The 20125-nt window shown below is 60.8% G+C and carries 19 protein-coding genes; 2 read left to right on the top strand and 17 right to left on the bottom strand.

The features are described from left to right. Positions 1 to 10: 10 nt before the first annotated feature. Positions 11 to 613 carry a TraH family protein gene (locus N7E70_RS30380; RefSeq protein WP_154386579.1) on the top strand — a complete coding sequence of 201 codons (603 nt, stop codon included), beginning with the start codon at positions 11 to 13 and terminating at the stop codon, positions 611 to 613. After that, on the top strand, positions 610 to 996 hold the full coding sequence (locus N7E70_RS30375) for a thermonuclease family protein (RefSeq protein ID WP_154386578.1): 387 nt from the start codon (positions 610 to 612) through the stop codon (positions 994 to 996). Before N7E70_RS30380 ends, N7E70_RS30375 begins: the two co-directional genes overlap by 4 nt. 84 nt (positions 997 to 1080) lie before the next feature. Here the strand turns inward: N7E70_RS30375 and N7E70_RS30370 are convergent, their stop codons facing one another. From N7E70_RS30370 to N7E70_RS30290, 17 genes are all read right to left on the bottom strand, one after another. Then, the gene (locus N7E70_RS30370) at positions 1081 to 4239 is read right to left on the bottom strand and encodes a DEAD/DEAH box helicase (protein ID WP_154386577.1); all 3159 of its coding nucleotides are present in this window, start codon (positions 4237 to 4239) and stop codon (positions 1081 to 1083) included. After that, positions 4236 to 7181 carry a DUF1156 domain-containing protein gene (locus N7E70_RS30365; protein ID WP_246670855.1) on the bottom strand — a complete coding sequence of 982 codons (2946 nt, stop codon included), beginning with the start codon at positions 7179 to 7181 and terminating at the stop codon, positions 4236 to 4238. The genes N7E70_RS30370 and N7E70_RS30365 overlap by 4 nt, the downstream gene beginning before the upstream one ends. Further along, positions 7178 to 7657 (bottom strand): DUF7680 family protein, encoded by a 480-nt coding sequence (locus N7E70_RS30360; RefSeq protein WP_154386576.1) that lies wholly within the window; start codon positions 7655 to 7657, stop codon positions 7178 to 7180. Before N7E70_RS30360 ends, N7E70_RS30365 begins: the two co-directional genes overlap by 4 nt. After that, positions 7654 to 10677 (bottom strand): ATP-binding protein, encoded by a 3024-nt coding sequence (locus N7E70_RS30355; protein ID WP_246765470.1) that lies wholly within the window; start codon positions 10675 to 10677, stop codon positions 7654 to 7656. The genes N7E70_RS30360 and N7E70_RS30355 overlap by 4 nt, the downstream gene beginning before the upstream one ends. Positions 10678 to 10765: 88 nt before the next feature. Next, the gene (locus tag N7E70_RS30350; RefSeq protein WP_256438744.1) at positions 10766 to 10900 is read right to left on the bottom strand and encodes a hypothetical protein; all 135 of its coding nucleotides are present in this window, start codon (positions 10898 to 10900) and stop codon (positions 10766 to 10768) included. Between the two features lie 205 nt (positions 10901 to 11105). Further along, positions 11106 to 11930, bottom strand: coding sequence for a hypothetical protein (locus N7E70_RS30345; RefSeq protein ID WP_154386573.1), 825 nt, complete (start codon positions 11928 to 11930; stop codon positions 11106 to 11108). Next, positions 11927 to 13099 carry a DUF4417 domain-containing protein gene (locus tag N7E70_RS30340; RefSeq protein WP_154386572.1) on the bottom strand — a complete coding sequence of 391 codons (1173 nt, stop codon included), beginning with the start codon at positions 13097 to 13099 and terminating at the stop codon, positions 11927 to 11929. The genes N7E70_RS30345 and N7E70_RS30340 overlap by 4 nt, the downstream gene beginning before the upstream one ends. Next, entirely contained in the window at positions 13093 to 13440 is a 348-nt protein-coding gene (locus N7E70_RS30335) for a hypothetical protein (protein WP_154386571.1), read from the bottom strand. The genes N7E70_RS30340 and N7E70_RS30335 overlap by 7 nt, the downstream gene beginning before the upstream one ends. Positions 13441 to 13445: 5 nt before the next feature. Next, positions 13446 to 14015, bottom strand: coding sequence for an STAS-like domain-containing protein (locus N7E70_RS30330; RefSeq protein WP_246670854.1), 570 nt, complete (start codon positions 14013 to 14015; stop codon positions 13446 to 13448). Between the two features lie 310 nt (positions 14016 to 14325). After that, the gene (locus N7E70_RS30325) at positions 14326 to 14538 is read right to left on the bottom strand and encodes a DUF6894 family protein (protein ID WP_154386570.1); all 213 of its coding nucleotides are present in this window, start codon (positions 14536 to 14538) and stop codon (positions 14326 to 14328) included. A gap of 181 nt (positions 14539 to 14719) precedes the next feature. Next, the gene (locus tag N7E70_RS30320; protein WP_154386569.1) at positions 14720 to 15346 is read right to left on the bottom strand and encodes a hypothetical protein; all 627 of its coding nucleotides are present in this window, start codon (positions 15344 to 15346) and stop codon (positions 14720 to 14722) included. Next, entirely contained in the window at positions 15346 to 16653 is a 1308-nt protein-coding gene (trbI, locus tag N7E70_RS30315) for an IncP-type conjugal transfer protein TrbI (RefSeq protein WP_154386568.1), read from the bottom strand. The genes N7E70_RS30320 and trbI overlap by 1 nt, the downstream gene beginning before the upstream one ends. A 10-nt stretch (positions 16654 to 16663) precedes the next feature. After that, positions 16664 to 17125 carry a conjugal transfer protein TrbH gene (trbH, locus tag N7E70_RS30310; RefSeq protein ID WP_154386567.1) on the bottom strand — a complete coding sequence of 154 codons (462 nt, stop codon included), beginning with the start codon at positions 17123 to 17125 and terminating at the stop codon, positions 16664 to 16666. A 2-nt stretch (positions 17126 to 17127) separates the two neighbouring features. Further along, positions 17128 to 17949 carry a P-type conjugative transfer protein TrbG gene (trbG, locus tag N7E70_RS30305; RefSeq protein ID WP_246188832.1) on the bottom strand — a complete coding sequence of 274 codons (822 nt, stop codon included), beginning with the start codon at positions 17947 to 17949 and terminating at the stop codon, positions 17128 to 17130. A 41-nt stretch (positions 17950 to 17990) separates the two neighbouring features. After that, positions 17991 to 18653 (bottom strand): conjugal transfer protein TrbF, encoded by a 663-nt coding sequence (gene trbF / locus N7E70_RS30300; RefSeq protein WP_154386565.1) that lies wholly within the window; start codon positions 18651 to 18653, stop codon positions 17991 to 17993. 29 nt (positions 18654 to 18682) lie between these two features. After that, positions 18683 to 19858, bottom strand: a complete 1176-nt coding sequence (gene trbL, locus N7E70_RS30295; RefSeq protein WP_154386564.1) for a P-type conjugative transfer protein TrbL — start codon at positions 19856 to 19858, stop codon at positions 18683 to 18685. Between the two features lie 3 nt (positions 19859 to 19861). Beyond that, positions 19862 to 20122 (bottom strand): DUF2749 domain-containing protein, encoded by a 261-nt coding sequence (locus N7E70_RS30290; RefSeq protein ID WP_154386563.1) that lies wholly within the window; start codon positions 20120 to 20122, stop codon positions 19862 to 19864. Between the last annotated feature and the right edge of the window lie 3 nt (positions 20123 to 20125).

Genomic DNA, 20125 nt, shown 5'->3' with positions numbered 1-20125 from the left:
ATAGGGAACCATGATCGATGCCGAACTGATCCAGCAATGTGCCGATCCCAGCCTCAAGGTCGAGATCGTGCAAAAATTCATCGAGGAGGCCGGCGGTGCCGACCATCTGACCGTCACCGTTAGGGCAGGGGAGCGCATCATCCTTGTACCGAAACCATCGACCGAGTACGAGGCGATGCAACTCATCCAGCAGAATTTGGGTCAGTCGATTGTCAGGGTAGGAGTGACTCAGTACCCGGCCGGCCTCGGCATTCAGGACATCTCCGAGCTCAGCCCGGACCTACTCGATTCCTGCAAGAACATTGGCATGGGCACCGCGCTCTTTGCCAAGGTCTATCGCATCGTCGCCAAATGGTATGGAGCACCCGCCCAGGAGGTCCTTGAGGAGGCGATATTCGCCTACAAGACCGGGTGGTTCGACGGAAAGCAGGTGTTCTATGAGTCCGACCCCGGCGAAACCGAGCTTGCCGAGCCGCAGCCAGCGGAGCAGGGCGCTCGGGTTGCGGCAGAGAGCACCGGCCCATCGGAGCCGCCTTTTTCGGAGGAAGATCCGAACAAGGCCGGTATCCGCATCGATCTCTCCGGAATTAGCAGCAACAATAAAGAGCAATGAGTATCCACGTCGTCGTCACCATCATGCTTTGCGTACTGTCGTGCGAACCGGCCGAAATCCGTGTCTGGGACGGGGACTCCCTGCGGCTCGGGATGACGCAGGAGTCCGAGGCGATCCGCATCTTCAACATCGATGCGCCGGAGATTGAGGGGCAGTGTGCCTATGAAAGCGATCTGGCGCAGCGTTCAAAACATCGACTGGCGGAGTTGTTGCAGGGTCAGCGCGTCGAGGTCCTGCGCCAAGGCACGGACCGCTATGGCCGCACGCTTGCGAGCGTGAGCGTCAACGGCAGGGACGTCGGCGACATTCTCGTCAGTGAAGGCCTCGCCAGAATCTGGAGCGGCCGGCGCGAGCCGTGGTGTTTAGGCGATGCTGGCGGGTAGCCAGCCGAGCTCTCGCGGATTTCGCAGTCAGTCAAGATGCGCCGCTAATGTAGGACCATCCGTAGATGACCGCATTTAGGTGAGTCAGCGCCGATAGATATCCAAATCCGGAAATGTTGGACTGCCAGGGGTCCAGAACTCCACGCTATCGGCGTGCATCTCGTAGAATTCGCGGTCTACGGTGATACGCACCGCATGCGGTAAAAATCCATCGACGAGGCGGTAATCCTTCTCGTCGAGATGAACAGCTTCTGTCCCGAGCGGCAGCAATATCGGCCTGTCCAAAACGGCACGGAGATTGGAAAGCGTTATGGCCGGATCAAGACGGACCGGCACCTCGAGGTCTTCATCCGCGAACTCATCGAGGTTGAGGGCAGAATCGTCCCCTGCAGATATCGCATTTTCGAGCGCCTGAAGAGCATCATTGCGCTTGGCGTCAGGGGCGTTCGAGGTGGACAAGACCGATTCTTCGATGAGCCGTGGCAAGCGCGTGAGGATTGGTTGAAGCCCGCCTACAACCTTTTCGAAGATCGAAATGCGACTGCGCAGCGCGCGATAGACGTCGGCCTCGACCGTATCTTCGTAGTGCAGGTTGATGATCCGAATATCAGAAAACCGCTGACCGAGGCGATCAATGCGCCCGATCCGCTGTTCAACGCGCATCGGATTCCAAGGCATATCGTAATTCACCAAAGCACCACAGAACTGGAAATTCAGACCTTCGGCAGCTGCGTCGGTGCACACCAGGACTTCGGAACGGCCTTCCTTGAAGCGCCGTTTGACATCGTCGCGCGTGATCAACCTCCAAGTGCCATCGGTGTTGCGCACTTCACCGCCGCGACCGGAAAAGCACATCACCGAGTTTCCGGCGCCGACAAGCAGGTCCCGAAGATAATCCATCGTGTCCGTGAACTGGGTGAACACCATCACCTGCGGATAGCCGCTGCCCTTGAGCTCGGCCAGAACCTTCGAAAGCTCGATGGCCTTAGTGTCGGTCGGCAGCAGTGTGATATCAGCCACGATAGTTTCGATGGTCGCGATCTCTTCGAACGCGAGGGCGCGTCGCTCGTCCTCTGACACAGTTTCGATATCTATTTCTTCGCCGGCCTCGACTTGGTCGGCGACGTCCTCATCGATCCTGGCTTCATCGGCTGCGGTGAGAAACCCTCCTACACCACCTTTTCGCTTCTCCATCGTCTGCCGAAGGGCATGGAAACTTGACGCAAGGCGCCGGCGATAGATCGTCATCACGAATCCCACGGCGTTGCGGGCATCAGGCGCCGCGGCATTGTATGTCTCGGAAATGTAGGTTTCGACCTGCTGGTAGAGGTCGCCTTCCTCTACCGACAGCGGAATGAAGCGGTCTTCGACTTGCCGCGTTGCGATGGCAGCCGACATCTTGCCGGCCTTGAAGTATTTGCGCAGCAATTCGCGTGTGTGGCGCGAAACGAGCGCGCCGACCGGTGTCGATCGCTTGATGATCGCAATCGCCGTGCGGCGTTCTTCCGGCGAAAGCTGCCGGCGCGGTATCGAAACCAGATCGCGCAGCGCTTGGAGGACTTTCCGGGTCTTCAGTCCGCTCAGCCGGGTCTGCCGTTCCGCATCCGCCCGCGAGACTTCTCCAAAATGGGCCTCGTTCGCCCGGAAGAGCGCCGAAAGCCAATCGAGGCTTTCGTTGGTTACAGGTTCCTTCGCGACTTCTGAGAAGAAGCGGACGAAGGCATCCGGTGTCCATTCAGGCGGCAGGCCTAACAGGTCGAGCAAATCCCAGAGTTCCGTGGCGTGGACCTGCAAGGGTGTTGCGGTAAGGAGGATTAGCCCGTCCGTTCGACGCCGCAACGACCGCATCAATTGGAGAAGCCGGTTCGGGCCTTTGGCTTGCGGCGTTCCAGCGCCCTTCGTTCGGGCGTGATGCGCTTCATCAAGGACAACGAGATCCCACGGATCGGCCGCTTCCAGAATTTCGCGTTGTCGATCCTGGCGCCTCGCGAGATGGCTCGACATGATCACGAATGGCTCACGATGCCACGCCTCGCGAGACACCGGCTTTTCGAAATCATGATCCCGCGCCGGCGACCGATACCACGTCAATTTCTGGCCATCGTAGATCGGCCAATTCAGGTTGAACTTTTCGCGTAGTTCGATCTGCCATTGCTTGCAGACGTTCTTGGGCGCGAGGACCAGCGCGCGCTTGATCCTGCCCGCCAACCAAGCTTGGCGAAGCAGCAGCCCGGCCTGAACCGTCTTCCCGAGACCAACTTCATCGGCAATCAGAAGCTTCGGCGGCCAGTTGTCATAGAGGCGATGATAGGCGCGGATTTGATGCGGCCAAGGCACGACCGCGGAAGTCGCTTCGCCCACGCGATCGCCGCCGATGGCTTGAACGGCAGCGTTGGCGATCTTTTCCCAAACGGCCTGGCGTTCTTCATCGATCGAAACACTTGGCCCCGGCCCAATAGTGATTGGCTCATCATCATGGGCCGGTCCTTGAGTCGGTCTGGGTGCCGATGGTCCCGTCGATTGGTCGTCGTGTTCAGCGAGGCGCTTAGGCAATTTTTCGGGGTCGGGCAGGAAGGTCAGCAGTTGCTCGCGCAGCGCCGTTGGCACATCAAGCGTGATCGCCCGGCGGGCGCGGTCAGCCCAGAGCTTCGCGAAGCTTGCTTCTTCTTCGTCAACGCGCGGGCCGTCATTCCACGACGTGAAGGCGTTGAAGCTTTCCCAGTTCCGCGTCCAACCGAATTCGGTTTCGTTGATGCTACCGTTGAAGGCCATCCGATCGCCGGTCTTGTCCTCGATGATGCCGGTCTTTTCGTGAAAGATGCTGTCGTCGCGGATCGGCCGGCGGTCGAGGTCGCAGGGCACGGCAAGCTTCACATCGAGAAAGCTGTTGGCCACCATCCAGGCGACAAGTTCGAGGGCATCGATCGTCCGCGGATCGGCCGTCAAGATCGGCATCTTGATTAGCGTCCGTTCAACGGCGTCGCGGAGAGATTCGCCGCGCTCGATGGCCGCAACCTCTTCTTCGCCGAGAGTGCAGCCGACGATCAGGCGCATCCGCCCATTATTGACGATTAGCCCTTCGACGCCCCGGGCAGCAAGCGCCAAGGCGCGTGCCGAGAAATAGCCTGTAAGGCGATCGTATCGAGTGGCCGAGCGCAACGCAGGCACATAGAATAGCCGGACGAGGTCACCATCGTCCGGTGTATATTTGAGGCGCCATGCGGTGTCGCGCAGAAGCGTCAAGCAGCCTCCTCTGTGAAGAGCGATAGCTGTTGGGGCTCATCAACCTTGTCGGAGAAGGCGAGACGACGCAGCTTCTCAAGGGCGTCGAAATCATCGGCCGCCGATTTTGCATCGCCGGTGGCAACATCGAAGCCGACAAAGTTACGCGAGGGTGGCAGAACTTCCAGCACGGCTTCGAGAGCGGCCAGAAATTGGGAATCGCCATCGATCCCCGCATCCTTGAGAAGATCGAAAGCCGCTTCTAGGGTTCGCGTCCTGCCACGATGGGCGGCATGGTGGATCGCGTCGATCATGGCGCGCGATCCGTCGGCGGGGCCGAGTGCATTTTTGGCAGCGCGCGTGGCGCTATCCCAGAGCTTGATATCCGAGCCCTTCTTTTCGCAGACCTTGCCAATCAGTTGGCCATCGAGATCGGCGCCCACTGCACGGGCGAGCCGCAGGCCTTCATCGTAGCTAAACACCGGCGCCTTAAACGCGTCCCAGGCCAGCACAAACCACGAGGTGGTCGCATCGAGATCGCCACGTCCCTTGGTATGGGTGAGCTGGTTCAACCGCCACGTCTTGACCTCGCGACGTGCGGCATCGAGCGCGTCTTCCGGCGTCACCGCGTAGGGATCGAACTCTTCCTCGAATAGTTCGGCCTGCTTGCGGCGTCTCTTCGCCAGCGGTTCGGGTCGCGGTGTCCCGCGCTTCAGCGGCCAATGGCGCGAGAATTCTTCCAGCGCGGGCCCGAAGGACGCGAGATAGAGATCGACGCCGGTAATCCCGGCCTTCTGGAATTCTTCAACCCGGGTGCGGACGGCCTTGGCCACCAGCGGCTCGACATCTTCCCAATAGGTCGTCTCGTCGCCCTGATCTGCCGGGCGCGGGCGGCAGACGAGGAAGATTGTGGAGTTGGCGGCGGCCTTGTCCTTGATATGGAGAGAGCCTTCGGCCTCGGTATTCACCGGCCAGGAGGCGGTGATAATGAAGCCCGCTTCGATCAATCCCTTCGTCAACGCATCCCACGCACTTGTGTCCTTGTGCGTGAACATCACGGTCATGATGCCGTTCGGTTTCAGCACTCGCCGGCTTTCCGCGAAGATCGCGGCCATCTTTTCCTGATAGTCGCGGTTCGCGAGCGCGTCGGCGCCCTTCTGGCCTTTGAAATGGGCCTTGTTGGCGACTGCTTCGGATTGCTTGTCGGTAAGGCGTCTTGTGAAAAGCTCGGGCGCAACTAGCCCCGCGGTGCGCTTCAGCCACACATAGAAGAAGTCGGACAGCTCCGCATACATAACGTTCGCGCCATAGGGTGGGTCCATCACGACAGCATCGACTGAGCCGTCGGCAATGTGATCAAGAGAAGAGCCGGACTTTGACGAGATTACAACTTCGGCCGGCGCTACCTTTTCTCCTCCAAAGAGTGGTCCATCTTTGGACCCTGTAGGTGTCGATAGCTCTACAAGCTCCTTGATACATTTCGCGGTCTGTTCGATAGCCCAATCATAACCAACACTATCCGTGGTAATGACCATTTCGGCATACGACCATTTGAACGCAAAATCATGGCGATCAAAGGTGTTGACCATGATTTCGCGATTGCCGTGCCACCGTGTCATTCGAGAGTTGTAGTCGCGGAGTTTATCGAGGCTGAAGCTGAGATAGATGTAGGCGGCCCGGCGAACATCAGTCAGACGACCGGCGAGTCTGTCTTCCTCAACCATGTCACGAAAAATCTCGGATGCCAGTCCATGACCAAGAAGCTGGCGTGGCGAGAACATATCCCGCCAAAGCGGCATACCATACTGACGTGGTCGATCGTCATTTGTGTCCGAAGGGAATGCTTCGCTTGGGATGACATCAAGCGCCTCCCATTCTGGAAGCTTCCTATCTATTTGGGCGGCAATATCCGCCTCGATGCTGTCTTCCGTGCGAGGAGCTCGATAACCCCTTTCCCATCTCGGCTTGCCAAGCTTCCCAGACTTGAGCCTAGTTTCGATGCGCCGCTTGAATACGACGGTGAACAGTTGATCGCCCATTCCTTCGGCTTGTGCCTGGCGCTTGACCTCGTCGCCATCGATAACGCGGGCGCAATCTGGAAAGGGACAAGTGGCGTCGCCATCGGAAACGGTTCCAGCCGAATGCTCTGAAATGTTAGTCACGATCTCGAATGAGCAGAAGCGACCAGTGGTCCCTGGTCCAATGCCCAAATGGGGCTTCAATCGAACCCCAAGGCCGGCCCCATTCAAGCGCCAGTTCGGAGAGAGCGGTATCGTTCCCGCGCAGTACGGGCAGGAGATCGTGCGTGCCCAAATATAATTGGTCGCAACGCAGTTCTTCTCCGGCTCAGGCGGGTATGCCGAACGAAGGAGGACCTCGCGTCGCGCGACGAATTTCTTTGAGATTTCATCAAACTCGTCCAGAAGTTTCACGCCGAAACGCTGCGGAGTTTCTACTGTCGCCTTCAGAATCGTAGCTGCTACTGGGTTGAGATCGTTGGCATACGACTTAAAGCCCATCCGACTGCTCTCGAACGGAATACTTCCGCCGCCCGCCGTCGGATCGAGGACAGATATGTTGCTTCCAATCTGCCTTCGGATTGCAGCCATTTCCGATGGAGAAGGTGAATATGAGAAAGCGCGCTTGTAAGTGTAGGCCTCGCCTTCAAATCGTTCGCCAATCCGCTTTGCCCGGTCGATCCGTCGGCGCGACGCCATTGGATCACCGTGAATGCCCAGAACATGGAGAAAGGCATCGTGGTCGGCATTGGCTGGCAACAACGAAGCCAACACGGCAGCCCGGGACGCAACCAAAGGGCGCCTCGCCCACCAGACGTGCAAGCGGTTGGGAGCAGGGAACGGCGTCATTGGCGTGCGTTCCCGAAGACTCTCAATGCCTATTTCAGCGATCGGCAACCAACGTTCAATCAGCCGCACATCCGACATACGCTCATCTTCCATCATTTCGCTGGGTCAGTGAGCAGGATGCGGAGCGCAGTCAGCACGCGGCGCGGATTCTTGCGGTGAACCGACATGCCGAGCCAATAGCCAGCTTCTTCCTTGCCCATTACCTCGATGCCCTCGGCGACGAGGCGCATGTTGTCGCGGTTACGCATTGGGGCGAGCGTCCGGAACAGCAGCGCGAGGCGCAGCGCGGTTTCTTCCGACAAAGCCGATCCCATGCCCTCGATCGGCAGGAGATCAAGGCGGATGCCGCTTTCCTTCAGGCGCTTGAGTACCCGGTGTTCAGCCAGTTCGAGATTACGTCCGCGAAGGCCCGCAAGGCGGATCGGAGCGGTGATCTGTGGAGTCACAATCGATGGCAGTTGCCAGACTTCAACCTCGGTATCGCCAGGGCCATGGCGACGGGCGCGCAGTTCGTAAACGGGCTGGGTTTTCGACACCATTATGAATTCGTCCTTGCGGCGCGGCACATTCATGACTTCACCTCCGCCGTTGCTTCGACATACGCAGCCGCGCTCGCAAAGCGCGTCAGCTTTTCGATGAATTTGTCCGCGGCATCCCCATCCAGCGCGAGCCCGTTTTCGAAATCAAACGAAATACTGGTTTGCAGATCGGTCTCCTTCGCCGCCCTGAACTGAGGTTCGAGGTAGTCCTTCATCGTCGACGCATCTTGCGCCACGCCGCTGAATTCGAACTGCATCTCGCTGTCTTGCGTTGTGATGAAGCTGCCCGTGAGCTTCACCGACCGTTTTGTTCCAGCGACGGTGTTTGCGATCGGGATCAGCTTGAAGGCGTCACCATATTCGAACAGGCGGATCACCACGCGATCTACCTTTTCGAGCTTCGCGGTCTTGGCTTGTTCGATCACCTTCCGTAGTGCTTCCTTCAAGACGCCCTCGGCGGTGAACACTTTGGCATTTGCGACGGCAGCTCCATCCGGGCCACCTTGTGGTCGTTCGCCGAAGCCGACCGCCGAGCCTTCGCCCGGTGCTCCGCCGATCGGCGGGAGCGGCTCGCCCGAAATCGAAGCGCCAGTTCCGGCCGATGCGGGTTGGGCCGCCGACGCGGGCGCCGGCCGAGGCCACACGCCCTTGGTCTTGGCGAAGTCCATCGTGAAGATCGTCGTTTCTTCATCGATGTTGATCGACGGCATCGGATCGCCTTGCCCGGCCAGGAGATCGCCGCGCTTGTAGACATAGACGCCTTCCTCGATGCCCTTTCGGACCGCCTTGCGGAACACGTCATCCGACAGGAGGATCGAGAGTGAGGGGTCGCGGCGGAATTCGTCGCGAAGATCGCGCGTCGTCATCTGCCCTTTCTTCAAGGGTGTGCGGTCGCGGATGTAGGAGGGGGAATCGGGCGAGTCGGAAGCGTCTCGAACCTTGTTCTGACTTTGCAACTGGCGAACGACCTGAAGCTGGCCTGATCCTGGGCGCTCGGAGGCATTCTGAATATCGATGACCGAATGCGCTAGCTGCACCGAGCCCGTGCCGCTCAGCGCATTGCGCGAGGGGTAGAGGATGTGGCGATAGCACTGCTGGATCGCTATAGCCGCCTCTGTCTCGGACTTCTTCTCGAGTTCGAAGACCTTAGCTTGCTGGTGCTCGGCAAGTTCCTTGACGCGCTCGGGCCGCTTAAGCTCCTGAAGGGCCAGGCGGCGCACGATCGCGCGCTTCATCTCGTTCACTTTGGTTTCGTCCGCGACGACAAAAACCAGATTGTTCCGCAGGGACCGCAGGCCGTTGCCGTCGGCGCCCTTGCGCTCAAACATGCGTCCCACGATCTCGGGCATCTCGCGAAGATCGGCGCCGATTTCCAGCGCGTCGTGAGAAAGCAGCACAAGCCGCGGCTTGCCGTCCGATACGTCGTCCGGGACATCCCATGGCCCGCCGGGGAAAGGCACGAGGTCGAAGGATTGGCCGCCGAAGATCGCCTTTGCCCTGTCCACAAGCTGGGTGCGCGCCTCACCGGGATCGATGTTCTTCTCCTCCCGACCGATGACCTGCGTTAGGTTGGCTTCGGCGTTGAAGCGCAGCGGTGCGTTCGGCCGATCATCGAGATAGGCGGATTCCGCGCGAAATTTCGTCCTCGCATCGTCGATGAAGGAAAGGTCCGCTGCAGGGCTGAGGATCGAATAGCGCAAGTGGTCGGCTGCGACGCCCTTAAGGTCGTTGTTGAACGCGAGGGTGTGGATGAAGATTGTGCGGGCGACGTAGGTGCCATAAGGCAGCAGGCCCTTGAAGTTTTTCGCGTCCAGCTCTTGGGCCAAAGCCAGTTTCTCGGGCGGCCCAGCAATGTCATTGAGAATCGCCGGCACAAAGGCGCCTTGCTGCAGCCGCGTCGTGAATTCCCGGCGAATGACATCCGATCCCAGATCGACGTGATGCAGGTGGATCGCGGACGCATCGGAAGGACGGCTTGCCCAGACGGTCGCAACGGTCTTTGCCAGAATGCGCAGCATTCCACGCACGCGTTGAAAGCCGCCGAGCGTGGCCGTTTTCCCGGTGAGCGTATCCAGAACGTCCGGGTGAAAGGGATAGGTCTGCGCGAATTCTGCGCTGGTGGTCGAGCGCCTGGCTTCTTCCGATAAAATGTCGCGATGGATGCTCCAAAGTTCGCGATAACCGTTGATCACTTCCGTCGCGCGGGAATCGTCAATCGACGCAAACAAGCGGCGTCGGATGACCTTTGCGGTTTCATCATCCCGTGTCGGATTGAGGTTGGTCGCCTTCCGGCCGGAGACGCTTTCGAGTTCCGACATGGCGCTGGCGAGGAATTCGTTCTCGTCGGCGAAGGCGTCCACGCCCTTGCCGTCGGATCGAACCGCAAGGGTATACACGATTGCCGCGTGCGGGGTGCTCTCGATCGCGGTCAGCAGCGCCTTGAGGAAGGCGGTCAGTTGATCGCGCCCACCCATGCCTTGAACTCGCCGAAGGTACTCGCCCAGCTCATCGAGAACGACGAGCACTGGATCGGAACCGAATAGTTCCTTTATGGTGTCGGCACCCGGAGCAATTCGCTGCTCGTCTGATCGGCGCACGATCTCGTATCCAGCCTTCCCAGCCAGCTGGTAGGCGATCTCGCCCCAAGGCGTGTGGGCGCGGATTCCCTCGCCCATCGGCCGACCGTTCGCCGGATCGGCATTCTCGCCATCGAAGGCTGCAACGCGGACGGCCTGGGTTGGCACGAGGGTTGGATCGAGGAATTCCGCGGTATTCGAGACACCCTGCATCCCTGCTGCTGCGTGTACAAGGGCAATCAGGCCGTGCGTCTTACCGCCGCCGAACGAGGTATCGAGGCGGAAAACAGCTGACACGCTTTCCCCGCGGCCAGACAGTCGGCCACAGACGTTGACAAGAAGCTCTTTCAGCCCCTCGGTGGGATAAGTGTTCGTGAAGAACGTTGGAGCGTCGGTGTAGTCGCGCGAGGCGCGACCGGTCAGGACATTCGCGAGATTGGCCGCATAGTCGCTGTCAGCAATTGTTCCCTTTTCCACGTCCTCGCGAGGCCTGCAAAGCTCAAATACATTTGGAATTGTCATGCCTACCCCAACCCCGATTTGACCGCCGGCTTAGACCGATCGGTCACCCTCCGCGAAGCTCGTTCTTCTTGAGCCAAGTCTCGATCGCTTCATTTGCGATCGCCGATGCCGTCGATTCGCGATCAACAGCAGCTTTTTTCAGATCCTTGATCACGTCGCTGTCCAGATGAAGCAGCATTTGTCGCTTCTCTTTGATGATGGGCTTGCTAGTACGTGCCTTTATGCGACCCGTCATCCCGTTCACCGCGCTATGATAGGAACCTATCACCTCAGTCTAGAGTGACGGCCTATCTAAAACAATTGTCGAATTGCTCGGGACAGCCTTGCCAATCCGTTTTCACGCTGTGTTCCACCGAAATTCCCAGCAGCATGCCTGGTGATGATCAGGCGCCGTGTCGAGGATGGCCGTTCACCGCGCAACTTACCGACACAAAGAATCCTCTCAATTGGGGCTTCTGTGCCGGGCGAGCCGTCATAAGTGTGGGCTGTTTGCCGTCGATCAGTAGGGCATGGTCGCCGGAGCGGAAGCGCAGCGCGCCGTTCAGGTTGGCAAGGCCGATGAATAGCGGCCGAAAACCGTGGCCGCGTTCCGCCTGGTGTTCGTACCGCGAGATGCCGTCGGTGAGCGTCAAGCGCAGCGCTTCGCCGTGATCATTGAGCCTAGCATAGGCCGCGTTGCTGCGCAGGCTATTCAGAACTCCGATGCCGCGATCGGATGATATGAACTCAAATTTTCCCTTTGAGGCGCGGAACGCGACGATGCCGCTCTGCGGCTCTTGCGCATGCTCGTAGATGTTGCTGTGAAGCTCGCCCATGGCGGCAGTGAGCTGGGCGGCAATGGCCTTGGGAAATCCTTCCGCCGTTGCAGCTTGCTGGGCGGCTAGACCGAAGGTCGTCCATGCGTTGATGTCGTGCGGCGTGGCGGTGCTTAGGAAGCCCGCGCGCCGCGTTTGCGGGCAGACCCACTCTCGCGTGCCGTGCCTGATGGCGTCCAGCATCGGACCAAAAAGATTTGTGGTCAGCCAGAGGGCAACGTGCGGTGCGGGAAGTAAGCCGTCGTCGGCAAGGTTCGAGAGTTCGAAGAGCGGGCCGATCTCGGACGCGGTGAGCGCGGGAATGGCGGCCTCGTTCAAGCGGCCCCGCGCGGCCGCGAAGGCCAGCCCGTCGAGCATCCTGAAATCCAATATCGCGGGCTCGGTTTCCGTCATCCGGCCATCGGCGCCGATTCAGCCGAACGTGAGGAGGCGATCAGATCGCCAATCCACGCGTCGGTCGCCTGCCAGTTCGCTTCAAGCAGATGGTCGACATGGGCCCCCTGTGCTGTCGGCGCGCCTCGCCAGCCAAGGGCAGCGTTGCCCTTGGGATAGGCCTGCTGGCGCATCATCGTCTTCATGAACACTGACGTGTCGAGAACGGTGATCCCCGAAAATGCGCGGGCAATCACCGGCAGGACGTCGGTGCCTCCGCGTACGATGATGTGCAGCGGGCGGCCGACGGCCCGGGCCAATCCTGCCAGCCAAGCCGCGTGCTGCTCGCGCCGCCCGGACCAGCCGGTGCCCGTGGTGAACTCATAGGCGATATGGGTGACCTCAGGCCGGGCGGCGAGGAAGGCGATCCAGTGGGCAAAGTCTGCTTCAGTGCGCCCGTTGACATGGAGCGCGGCCGGCAGGCCCTCGCGCAAGAACTCTTCATGGACGATCGCGATGCGCTTCATCGCGTGCAAGTCGTCCCACCGCGGCCGGTCGATGAACAGGCTGTAGTTCGGCGTCGTCACCATGCCGACGCCGGCGGCGATGAGGGCTTGGATGATCGGCCGGCGGCCGGCTTCGCCGAGCCCCCACCAGCGCTCGAGCGGGCGGTCGATGTCAGTACCGGTCAGCATCACCGACGCCTGATGGCCAATGCCGAATGCCTCGCCGAGCGCGTCGCGGCTCACAAAGCGCGGTAGGCCGGTACGCCGGTCGAACATACGGTAAAGCGGAAGCGCTACGGTCGCGGCAGTGGGCGGCATGCTGCGCGCGGTGGGGTGATAGATGACTGGGACAAGGCGGGGCAGGCCAACCGCATTGAGCAAAGGGGCGCGTGGCACGCTATAGAGGTTGAAGCCGCCGATTTCACGGTAGCGATCGGCGAAGTCAGGATGGTTGCGGCAGACGCGGTCGCAACCTTCCGGATTGCCGCAGCAGAACTGCAGGCAGTCCATGAAGGGCGTGTTCAGCCGCAGCCCGCCGCAAATCTCCTTCTCCGGGCAGGTGGCGCAGCCGAGGGCTGCGCTCGCCACTTCGGGATCGTGCCAGAGGCGGCGCTCGCGACGCGGATTGCGCCGATGGCGGGGTGCCTGCGGCTTGACTTTAGCGGGATCGGAACGGGTCAGCATAGTGAGATCTCCGCGACCCCTGCGATGGGATGAACATCCAGCACCGTGCCCTTGGCTATGCCGCAGGAGGCGGCCACGGCCAGTACGAGTTCCGGCGCGGGATTGGTGAAGCGCGCGACATCGCTCATGCCTCGTCGGGCGATCAGCGTCCCGTTCTTGTTTTCGACGGTAAGCTGGTCCCCGGTGCTGAGCCTGGCGTTGCCGATGATGTCGGCTTCCGCCGTCCTTGCGGCGCTATCGGGGACGCGTGTGAACAGGTCGGCCGTCGCGAGCTTTACCCGTGCGCGGTCCCACGCCTTCTTGAAGCTCGGCGCCGCCTTTTCGATGAATTCAGCCCCCATGGTCTCTACACTCCTTCAAACAGCGGCCGATAGCGCTTGGCGCGGCCCTGGCTCGTTTCGATGACGAGGCCAAGAGATGCGAGGGAAGCCAGCCGGTTATTCCAAGCCGTCGTGTGTTTTACCCCCTCGCTCTTGCCGTACTCGCGCATCAATGCGCCGGCGTCAGTCTCGCCGTGCTCGTGAACAAGGTCGAAAGTGAGCCTTTGCTTCGGATCAAGTTCACCGAGCGGGGCGGCCATTGTTACTGCGTCCGCCTCATCCAGCGCGCACAACATCAATACATCTCCGCGGGGCATCAGCAACTCCAGCAGCTCTTCACGCACTGTATCATTGGCATTGGCGACCACCGGATAGAATTTCGAGCGTCGCCCCCTGACAATATCGCGGAAGGCAAGAACGCTCTCGCGCAGAAAGCTAGCCGTCGCGACCTCGATGCCGGTGAAATCGAGAAAGACCGGCTCCGGGTTTGCTGGTTCGGCGGCCGACGTATTCAAAAGCTCGTTCAGCGCCGACCTGCCGTTCAGCGCCCCGGCGAGGACGTCGCTGCCACCAATGGCCAGCATGTCGATCTTCATAGAATCACGTTCCTCACGTTGTTCACGTGAGATAGATAGTGAGTGCTGCATTCGGAGTCAATGGTCCGGTGGAATGCTGCCTACCCGCGTGTTTTTGGGGGCAAGGTGTGAGCAGAAATTGCTATGGTCGCATCACTCGAGGATCGTCCGCCGCGACGACGAAGGCAATTTCAGGCGGCGACAGAGAAACCAAGTCAGGAACGGTTATTCGGCGAAGCAATCGCGGTGGACGTCGAGATTTATGACCGGAACGGGCGGCGAAAGGTTCATAGGTCGACGCCTAAAGGCACTTTGACAACTTGCTGCGTCGCTATTTTAGGCCCTTTATATCGACCGTTGCGACCGCCCGTCCATTTCGGCCAACCACTTTTACCTCGATCTCGCGATGCTCCGGTTCTTCGGCGATTTCTGACACGATCTGGCGTGCCATGGCGATCGCTCGAGCGTCGTCATCGTGGGGCTCACCTTTTCGGTCGGGATATTCCACGTCGTCGCTAAAGATGTGGAAATAGTAGCGGGGCATTCATCCTCCTTCGCGGCACGCGGGGTCATCGAGCCATGCGCTCGCGTCGTTGAAATATTCGCTCGCGATGACGGTGCGCAGAAATTTTAACCGGTCACGGTAGCGGCCCGCCTTCGCGGGCCCAAGCACGCTCTCCATGGATGTTAGAGCATCGGGATGTTGAAAGGACTTTCCTCCCGTGTCAGTCAACAGCGGGGTTGAACTTGAGAAACACGCGGTCATCCCATGACGAGATGTTCCAGCGATACGCTCCACCGAAGAGCCCGGGCGTTTCGTCGGCATTGGTCTCAATGACCGTGCCGGACACGGTCACATTCAGCGTTCCGTTGGGCACAATGGCGATCTGATCGAGCTCGGCGCGGGCCCGGTCCGGGATCTCCGGGGTACTGACTTCAATGGTTGCGTCGTCCATGCGCCGAATGCTCAAGAAATTGTCGGCTTGCGACTTCGCCCGCGTGTTGGGGACGCCGATTGCGGACCCGTTTGCATCCAACTCACCGGTGAGATTGACGATGAGATCGAAGCGCCCTTCCCCGGCGTAGGTGAAGCTCTCAAAGCCGGGCATTCGAGCCGCCTTGCGCTCTTCCGCCCGCATCCGGTCCTCTTCCTGTTCTGTGAGCACGTGGCCGTCGGCAAGCGCCTTAACGACACGGGGATCAGCGAGGCGGGTTTCGACACGCATGTCGTACTCGTACCCCTCGAGCACGATGGTGGCGTCGATGGTTTCCAGCACGAGGCAACCGGTCAGAAACACTCCAACCGCGATAGCCGCGGCGGCATTGCGGGCGAGCGAAAACAGCTTCGCCATCAGCGATAGGCTCCCGGGAAAATGATGTCCTGCTCCACAATTATGTTGAACCCATAGCCCGGGCGGATGGTGAGGGTCGGCTGGACATTGAGATTCCGGGAAATGGTTTGATCCGCTACCCGCCCGAAGCTTTCCGCGAAATTCCTTCGTGCCGCATCCGAGGCGGTGTCCTGCGTCGCAAGGGTCGAGCTTTCCGGCACGGCCATGTCGATGCCCGTCCCGATCAATGCGATGAGGATCGCCGAGCCAAAGGTCTGCAGGTATTTGTTGTCGACCTGGTCGCGGAAGCCGCCATAGCCTTGCGCGTCGACGCCGGCCATGCCACCGATCTGCAGTGTCGATCCATTCGGGAAAATGAGATCGGTCCAGATCACCAGCACGCGACTTTGCCCGAACGAGACATTGGAGTCGTACCGGCCGAAGAGCTTGGCCCCTTGTGGCACCAACAGCCGGTGGCCGGTCGCACTGTCATAGACGTTCTGGCTGACCTGGGCGGTGATACGGCCGGGAAGGTCGGAGTTGATGCCGGTCACGAGCGTTGCCGGGATCACCGAGCCGCGTTTGAGCTCAAAGGGCGACTGCTGCGGTACGACGCGGTTCGGCAGGTAGCCGAGATCGGCAATGTTCTGATTGAAGAAGTCTGCCTTTCCGGCCTGATTGTTCGGATCGGCCTGTTGCCCGGCGCCGCCAGCGCGCAGCGCAGCCGCATAGAGATCGGCCATGCCGGCGCGATCGCCAAGCGCCCCCTGCCCCGTTGTCGATTGTGGCGTTCCCGTTTGTGCGGCTTGCCCTACGTTACCGATATCGATCGCGATTGGGCTGTCATAGGCGGCATCGTCGGCCTGGAGCCGGGCCATACGCTGCTGATGCAGCAAGCGAAACATCTGCTCGTCCTGTTCCCTTTGCAGCCGCTCTCGCCAGTCGGCTTCACTTTCGACCGGCGTCGCCTGTTGCTGTTGCGGTGTTGTCGGCTGGCGCTGGAAAGGATTGGTGGATTGCGGCTCGTCTTCCGCCAGTTCGACCGGCTGCACCACCTGGATCTGCTGCGCGGGGCGCGGCTCCTCGATCACGCCATCCGAAACGCCGCGCTTGAGCTGGTCGGCGAAATCGGTCGCCGGCGCGCCGGTCGAGGTATCGAGCGGGCCCCCACTCCGGTTGAGGCCGCGGATCGAGAGGCCCCAAATGATAACGCCGAAGAAAAGGACGACCAGGCCGATGAAGAGAAAGACCGGCAGCTTGTTCAAGCGCCGGATTTTGGGCTTCTCGTCGCCGCCTTCGGCGCCGGGAGAGAGATCGAGCGAACTCATGGCTCCCCCCTCAGGTCGTACGCTGCATGACAGACAGCGGGCTTGTCGGTGTCGCGCCGGTCGCCGACATCGCATAGGAGCGGGTCAGCTCCACCGAAGGCGTCGAAATCCGGGTCATGACGGCGCCCTCGAACGTGTCGATGACATAGGCGAGCGGGATCATCGTGTCGCCGGAGGCCTCCTGGTTCGAAGCAACGGCATAGCCCCAGCCGCGCAGCGACTCTTCGAGCGCGAGGCCGAATGCGGAATCGTCGGGCTTGATGACGATCGTCCCGGTGCCCGGGCCAACATGCTCGGCGAGCTTGGAGACCATGTCGCCGGCGACGGCCGCAGCCGCGGCCGGCGATAGATCGGCGGCATCGGCACTGACGGTCGGCGTGAAGTATCCTCCCCCCGTGGTGGTGCATCCGGTTGTTGCGCCGGTGAGAAGAACGAGTGCCAGAACACGGGAAAGTCGGTGGATGGCGCGCATGATCAGCCCCTCCTCGAAATGGTGATCTTCTGCTGGCGGGAGCCGACGCCGGAAAGCAGCACGGCGCGATCGAACACATAGTCCACGATCATCATCGTGCCGTTGAGCCGGTAATTGACGATACGGTTTTCGCCGCCCGAGACGACGAACAGCACCGGCGCATCGCCGCTCATCATCTGGCCGGGGAACTGAATGTAGGTCTTGGCGCCATCGGTGTAGACGCGGGTCGGGCGCCAGCGGGCCTGTCCGCTGATAGTGAAATTGAAGCTCAGGTTTTCGGCCGGGACGCCGGCGCCGGGAATGATGCTCGCCTCGACGCGCGCGTTGAGGGCATCGAACTTGGCCTGCACGTCCTCGGGATATTCGAAGGCAACGCGGGCCATGTAGTCGCGATGATGCGACCTGAGCCGGATGTGGTAGGTGCGCCGCGATGTCGTCACCACCATGGACGTCTCGAGCCCGGGTTCCGAAGGCTTGACGATCAGGTGGATTTTCTGGCCTTCGGCCGAGCCGGAGGTTGCCGGCTCGACCTTCCAGCGAACCGTGTCGCCCACCAGCACGTCACGCACGGCTTCTCCGGCCTGCAGCTCGATTTCGCAGAGCTGGAGGGGCGAGCAAACGACGGACGGCTGCGTTTGGCCGTAGAGGTAAATGACCTTGCCGTCCGGCCCCCGCGTCATCACCGCGGCCGTGCCCTGCCACTGAGTGGAAAGTCCGGTTCCCCGCGCTTCGTTGCCGCTGAGGCCCTGCTGATCGGCCGCAACGGCGACATTGAGGGCGAACGTGCCCAGCAACAGGGTTGCCGCACACACGCCCGCGTGCATTTTCTTGAGGTTCAACATTACTCTTACTCCGCGAGCGTTTCTCAAAGCTGGGCTGTCCAATCGAAATCCTCGAGGTAGAGGCCGATCGGGTTCAGACGAATGACCGCCTCGTCCTGGGGCGGCGAAAGAGTCACGGTGGCGATGCCGCGAAAGCGGCGGGTGCGTAGTTCCTTGCCCGCGCGGTCGCGCTCGATCTCGCTCCAGTCGACCTGGTAGCTCTGGTTCGAGAGGGCGACGACGTTGTTGACCTCGATCGAGACCGTCATGGTGCGGGCGCGATCGAAAGGCGAATTGTTGCGGAACCAGTTGTTGACCTTCTCGGTCGCCGGGTCCTGCTGCTTCAGCATCGCGTAGGTGCGGTCGATATATCCCTTCTGCACGGTCGCATCCGGGGTGATCGACCGGAAGTTCGACACCCAGGCGCCGAGCATCGAGCGCACAACGCGCTCGTCGGCATATTCGATCTGCGCGGGGAAGCCGGCCAGGACAGCCGCGCCGAGCTTGTCGACCTCGACCACATAGGGAACGAGCTTGACTTGTGTCGACTGATAGAGGGCATAGCCGAACCCGATCACCGCCATGCTCATCGAAAGCAGGCCGACGGTGCGCCAGGCCGAGGCCGCGCGCATGTAGCTGCCGTAGCGCTCGTTCCACTCATAGCGGGCGGCCAGATACGGATTGTCGGGGTATTTTCGCTTCGCCATCTAGCCTCGCCTGATACGGCCGGCCGACCTCACGAGTCGGCGTCCATCTTTTTGTTTGAACTTCTGGAACTGGTGCCCGGATTGGTGCCTTGGCGCAGCTTGTCGTTGGCAAGGCCGAGGGTCGAACCCATCTTGGCGCCGGGGATGCCCATCAACTTGTCGGTCGCCGCGGAGCCGACCGCGCCACCCGCGGCTTTCAACCCGGCCATTGCAGCCGCGCCACGCGATGCGCCGGCTTGCGATGCCGCCGAGGCGGCAGCCATCCCACCTTTGACGACGCCGGCGCCGCCGGCCGCCATGCCAGCACCGACCGCCGCGAACCCGGCAACCTGGACACCGCTGCGGATGGCTTCCATGCCGTTGCCGACGGAAACGCCCTGGACGACGCCCTGAATGATGTTCGGCACGTACATGGAGATCATGAAGACGACGACCGAAATGCCCGCGATCGTCAGGGTAGTGAGGAATTGATCGTCGGAAGCCGTATCGTTCGAAAGGCCGATTAGCACCTCGGAGCCGATGCGCGCGATCATCACGAGGCCCATCAGCTTCATGCCGACTGAGAAGGCGTAAACGAGGTAGCGGACTGCGAAATCCTTGGTAAAGGACGAGCCACCAAGGCCAAGCATGATCATGCCGGCGAGCAGACCGACATACATTTCGACCAGCACGGCCACGAAGATCGCCGCTACGAGGGCAAAGCTGATGACAACGACGATCATCGCGAAGACCGAGGCCATGGCGAGGGCATTGTCCTCCCAAAGGCCGAACCGGGCGTTTTCCGAGAGTTCGGATGCCACTTTGACGCCGGCATTGAAGACGTCGGCCGGCGAAGCCGAACCGCCATCCGCGCCGATCTGGAACAGGCTATCGACAACCGACTTGGCCAAGGCCGGACCCTGCTGCAGAACAAAGAGGAAGAAGCCGATGAAGAGAATTCTCCGCACAAGCTCTGCAAACCATGTGTCGAGCGATGGCGCCTGGATCGCGAGCCAGATCGCCGCGATACCCACTTCTATGCCGGCCAGTATCCAGAACAGCGAGGTTGCCGCATCGATGACGGTGTCCTGCCAGCCCTGCGATGCGCTGGCGACCTGGTTTTCGAGATCGGTCAGGATCGAACCGTCCTGCGCAAAGGCCGGATCGACCATGGCAAGCCCGGCGATCATCAGCCCAGCCAATCTCAAAAGCATCGAAGCGCGCATGACTCAGTTGTCGCCCCAGCGGGGCGCCATCTGCTGGCCTCCCGACGTGGGGTAGTCGTCGGGATTTGCGTTGAAAAAGTCCTTTGCCCGCTCGGCGGCTTCCTCGCGTGCCGCCGCTTCCTGCTCGGCAAGTTCGACCTGGCGCTCGAGGAGCGCCTTCATTTCCGGATCGGCGTTCGGGATGAACACATAGGATGCCGCGCCGCCCGCAAGGGCGGCAACGATCGCGATCGCGACGACGACGGGGAGTTTGAGCGTTGCCATGGG

The organism is Aminobacter sp. NyZ550 (assembly GCF_025628925.2).
Taxonomy (GTDB): Bacteria; Pseudomonadota; Alphaproteobacteria; order Rhizobiales; family Rhizobiaceae; genus Aminobacter; species Aminobacter ciceronei.
Note: the sequence above shows the minus strand (reverse complement) of the source record. Positions and strands in the feature narration are given on the sequence as shown.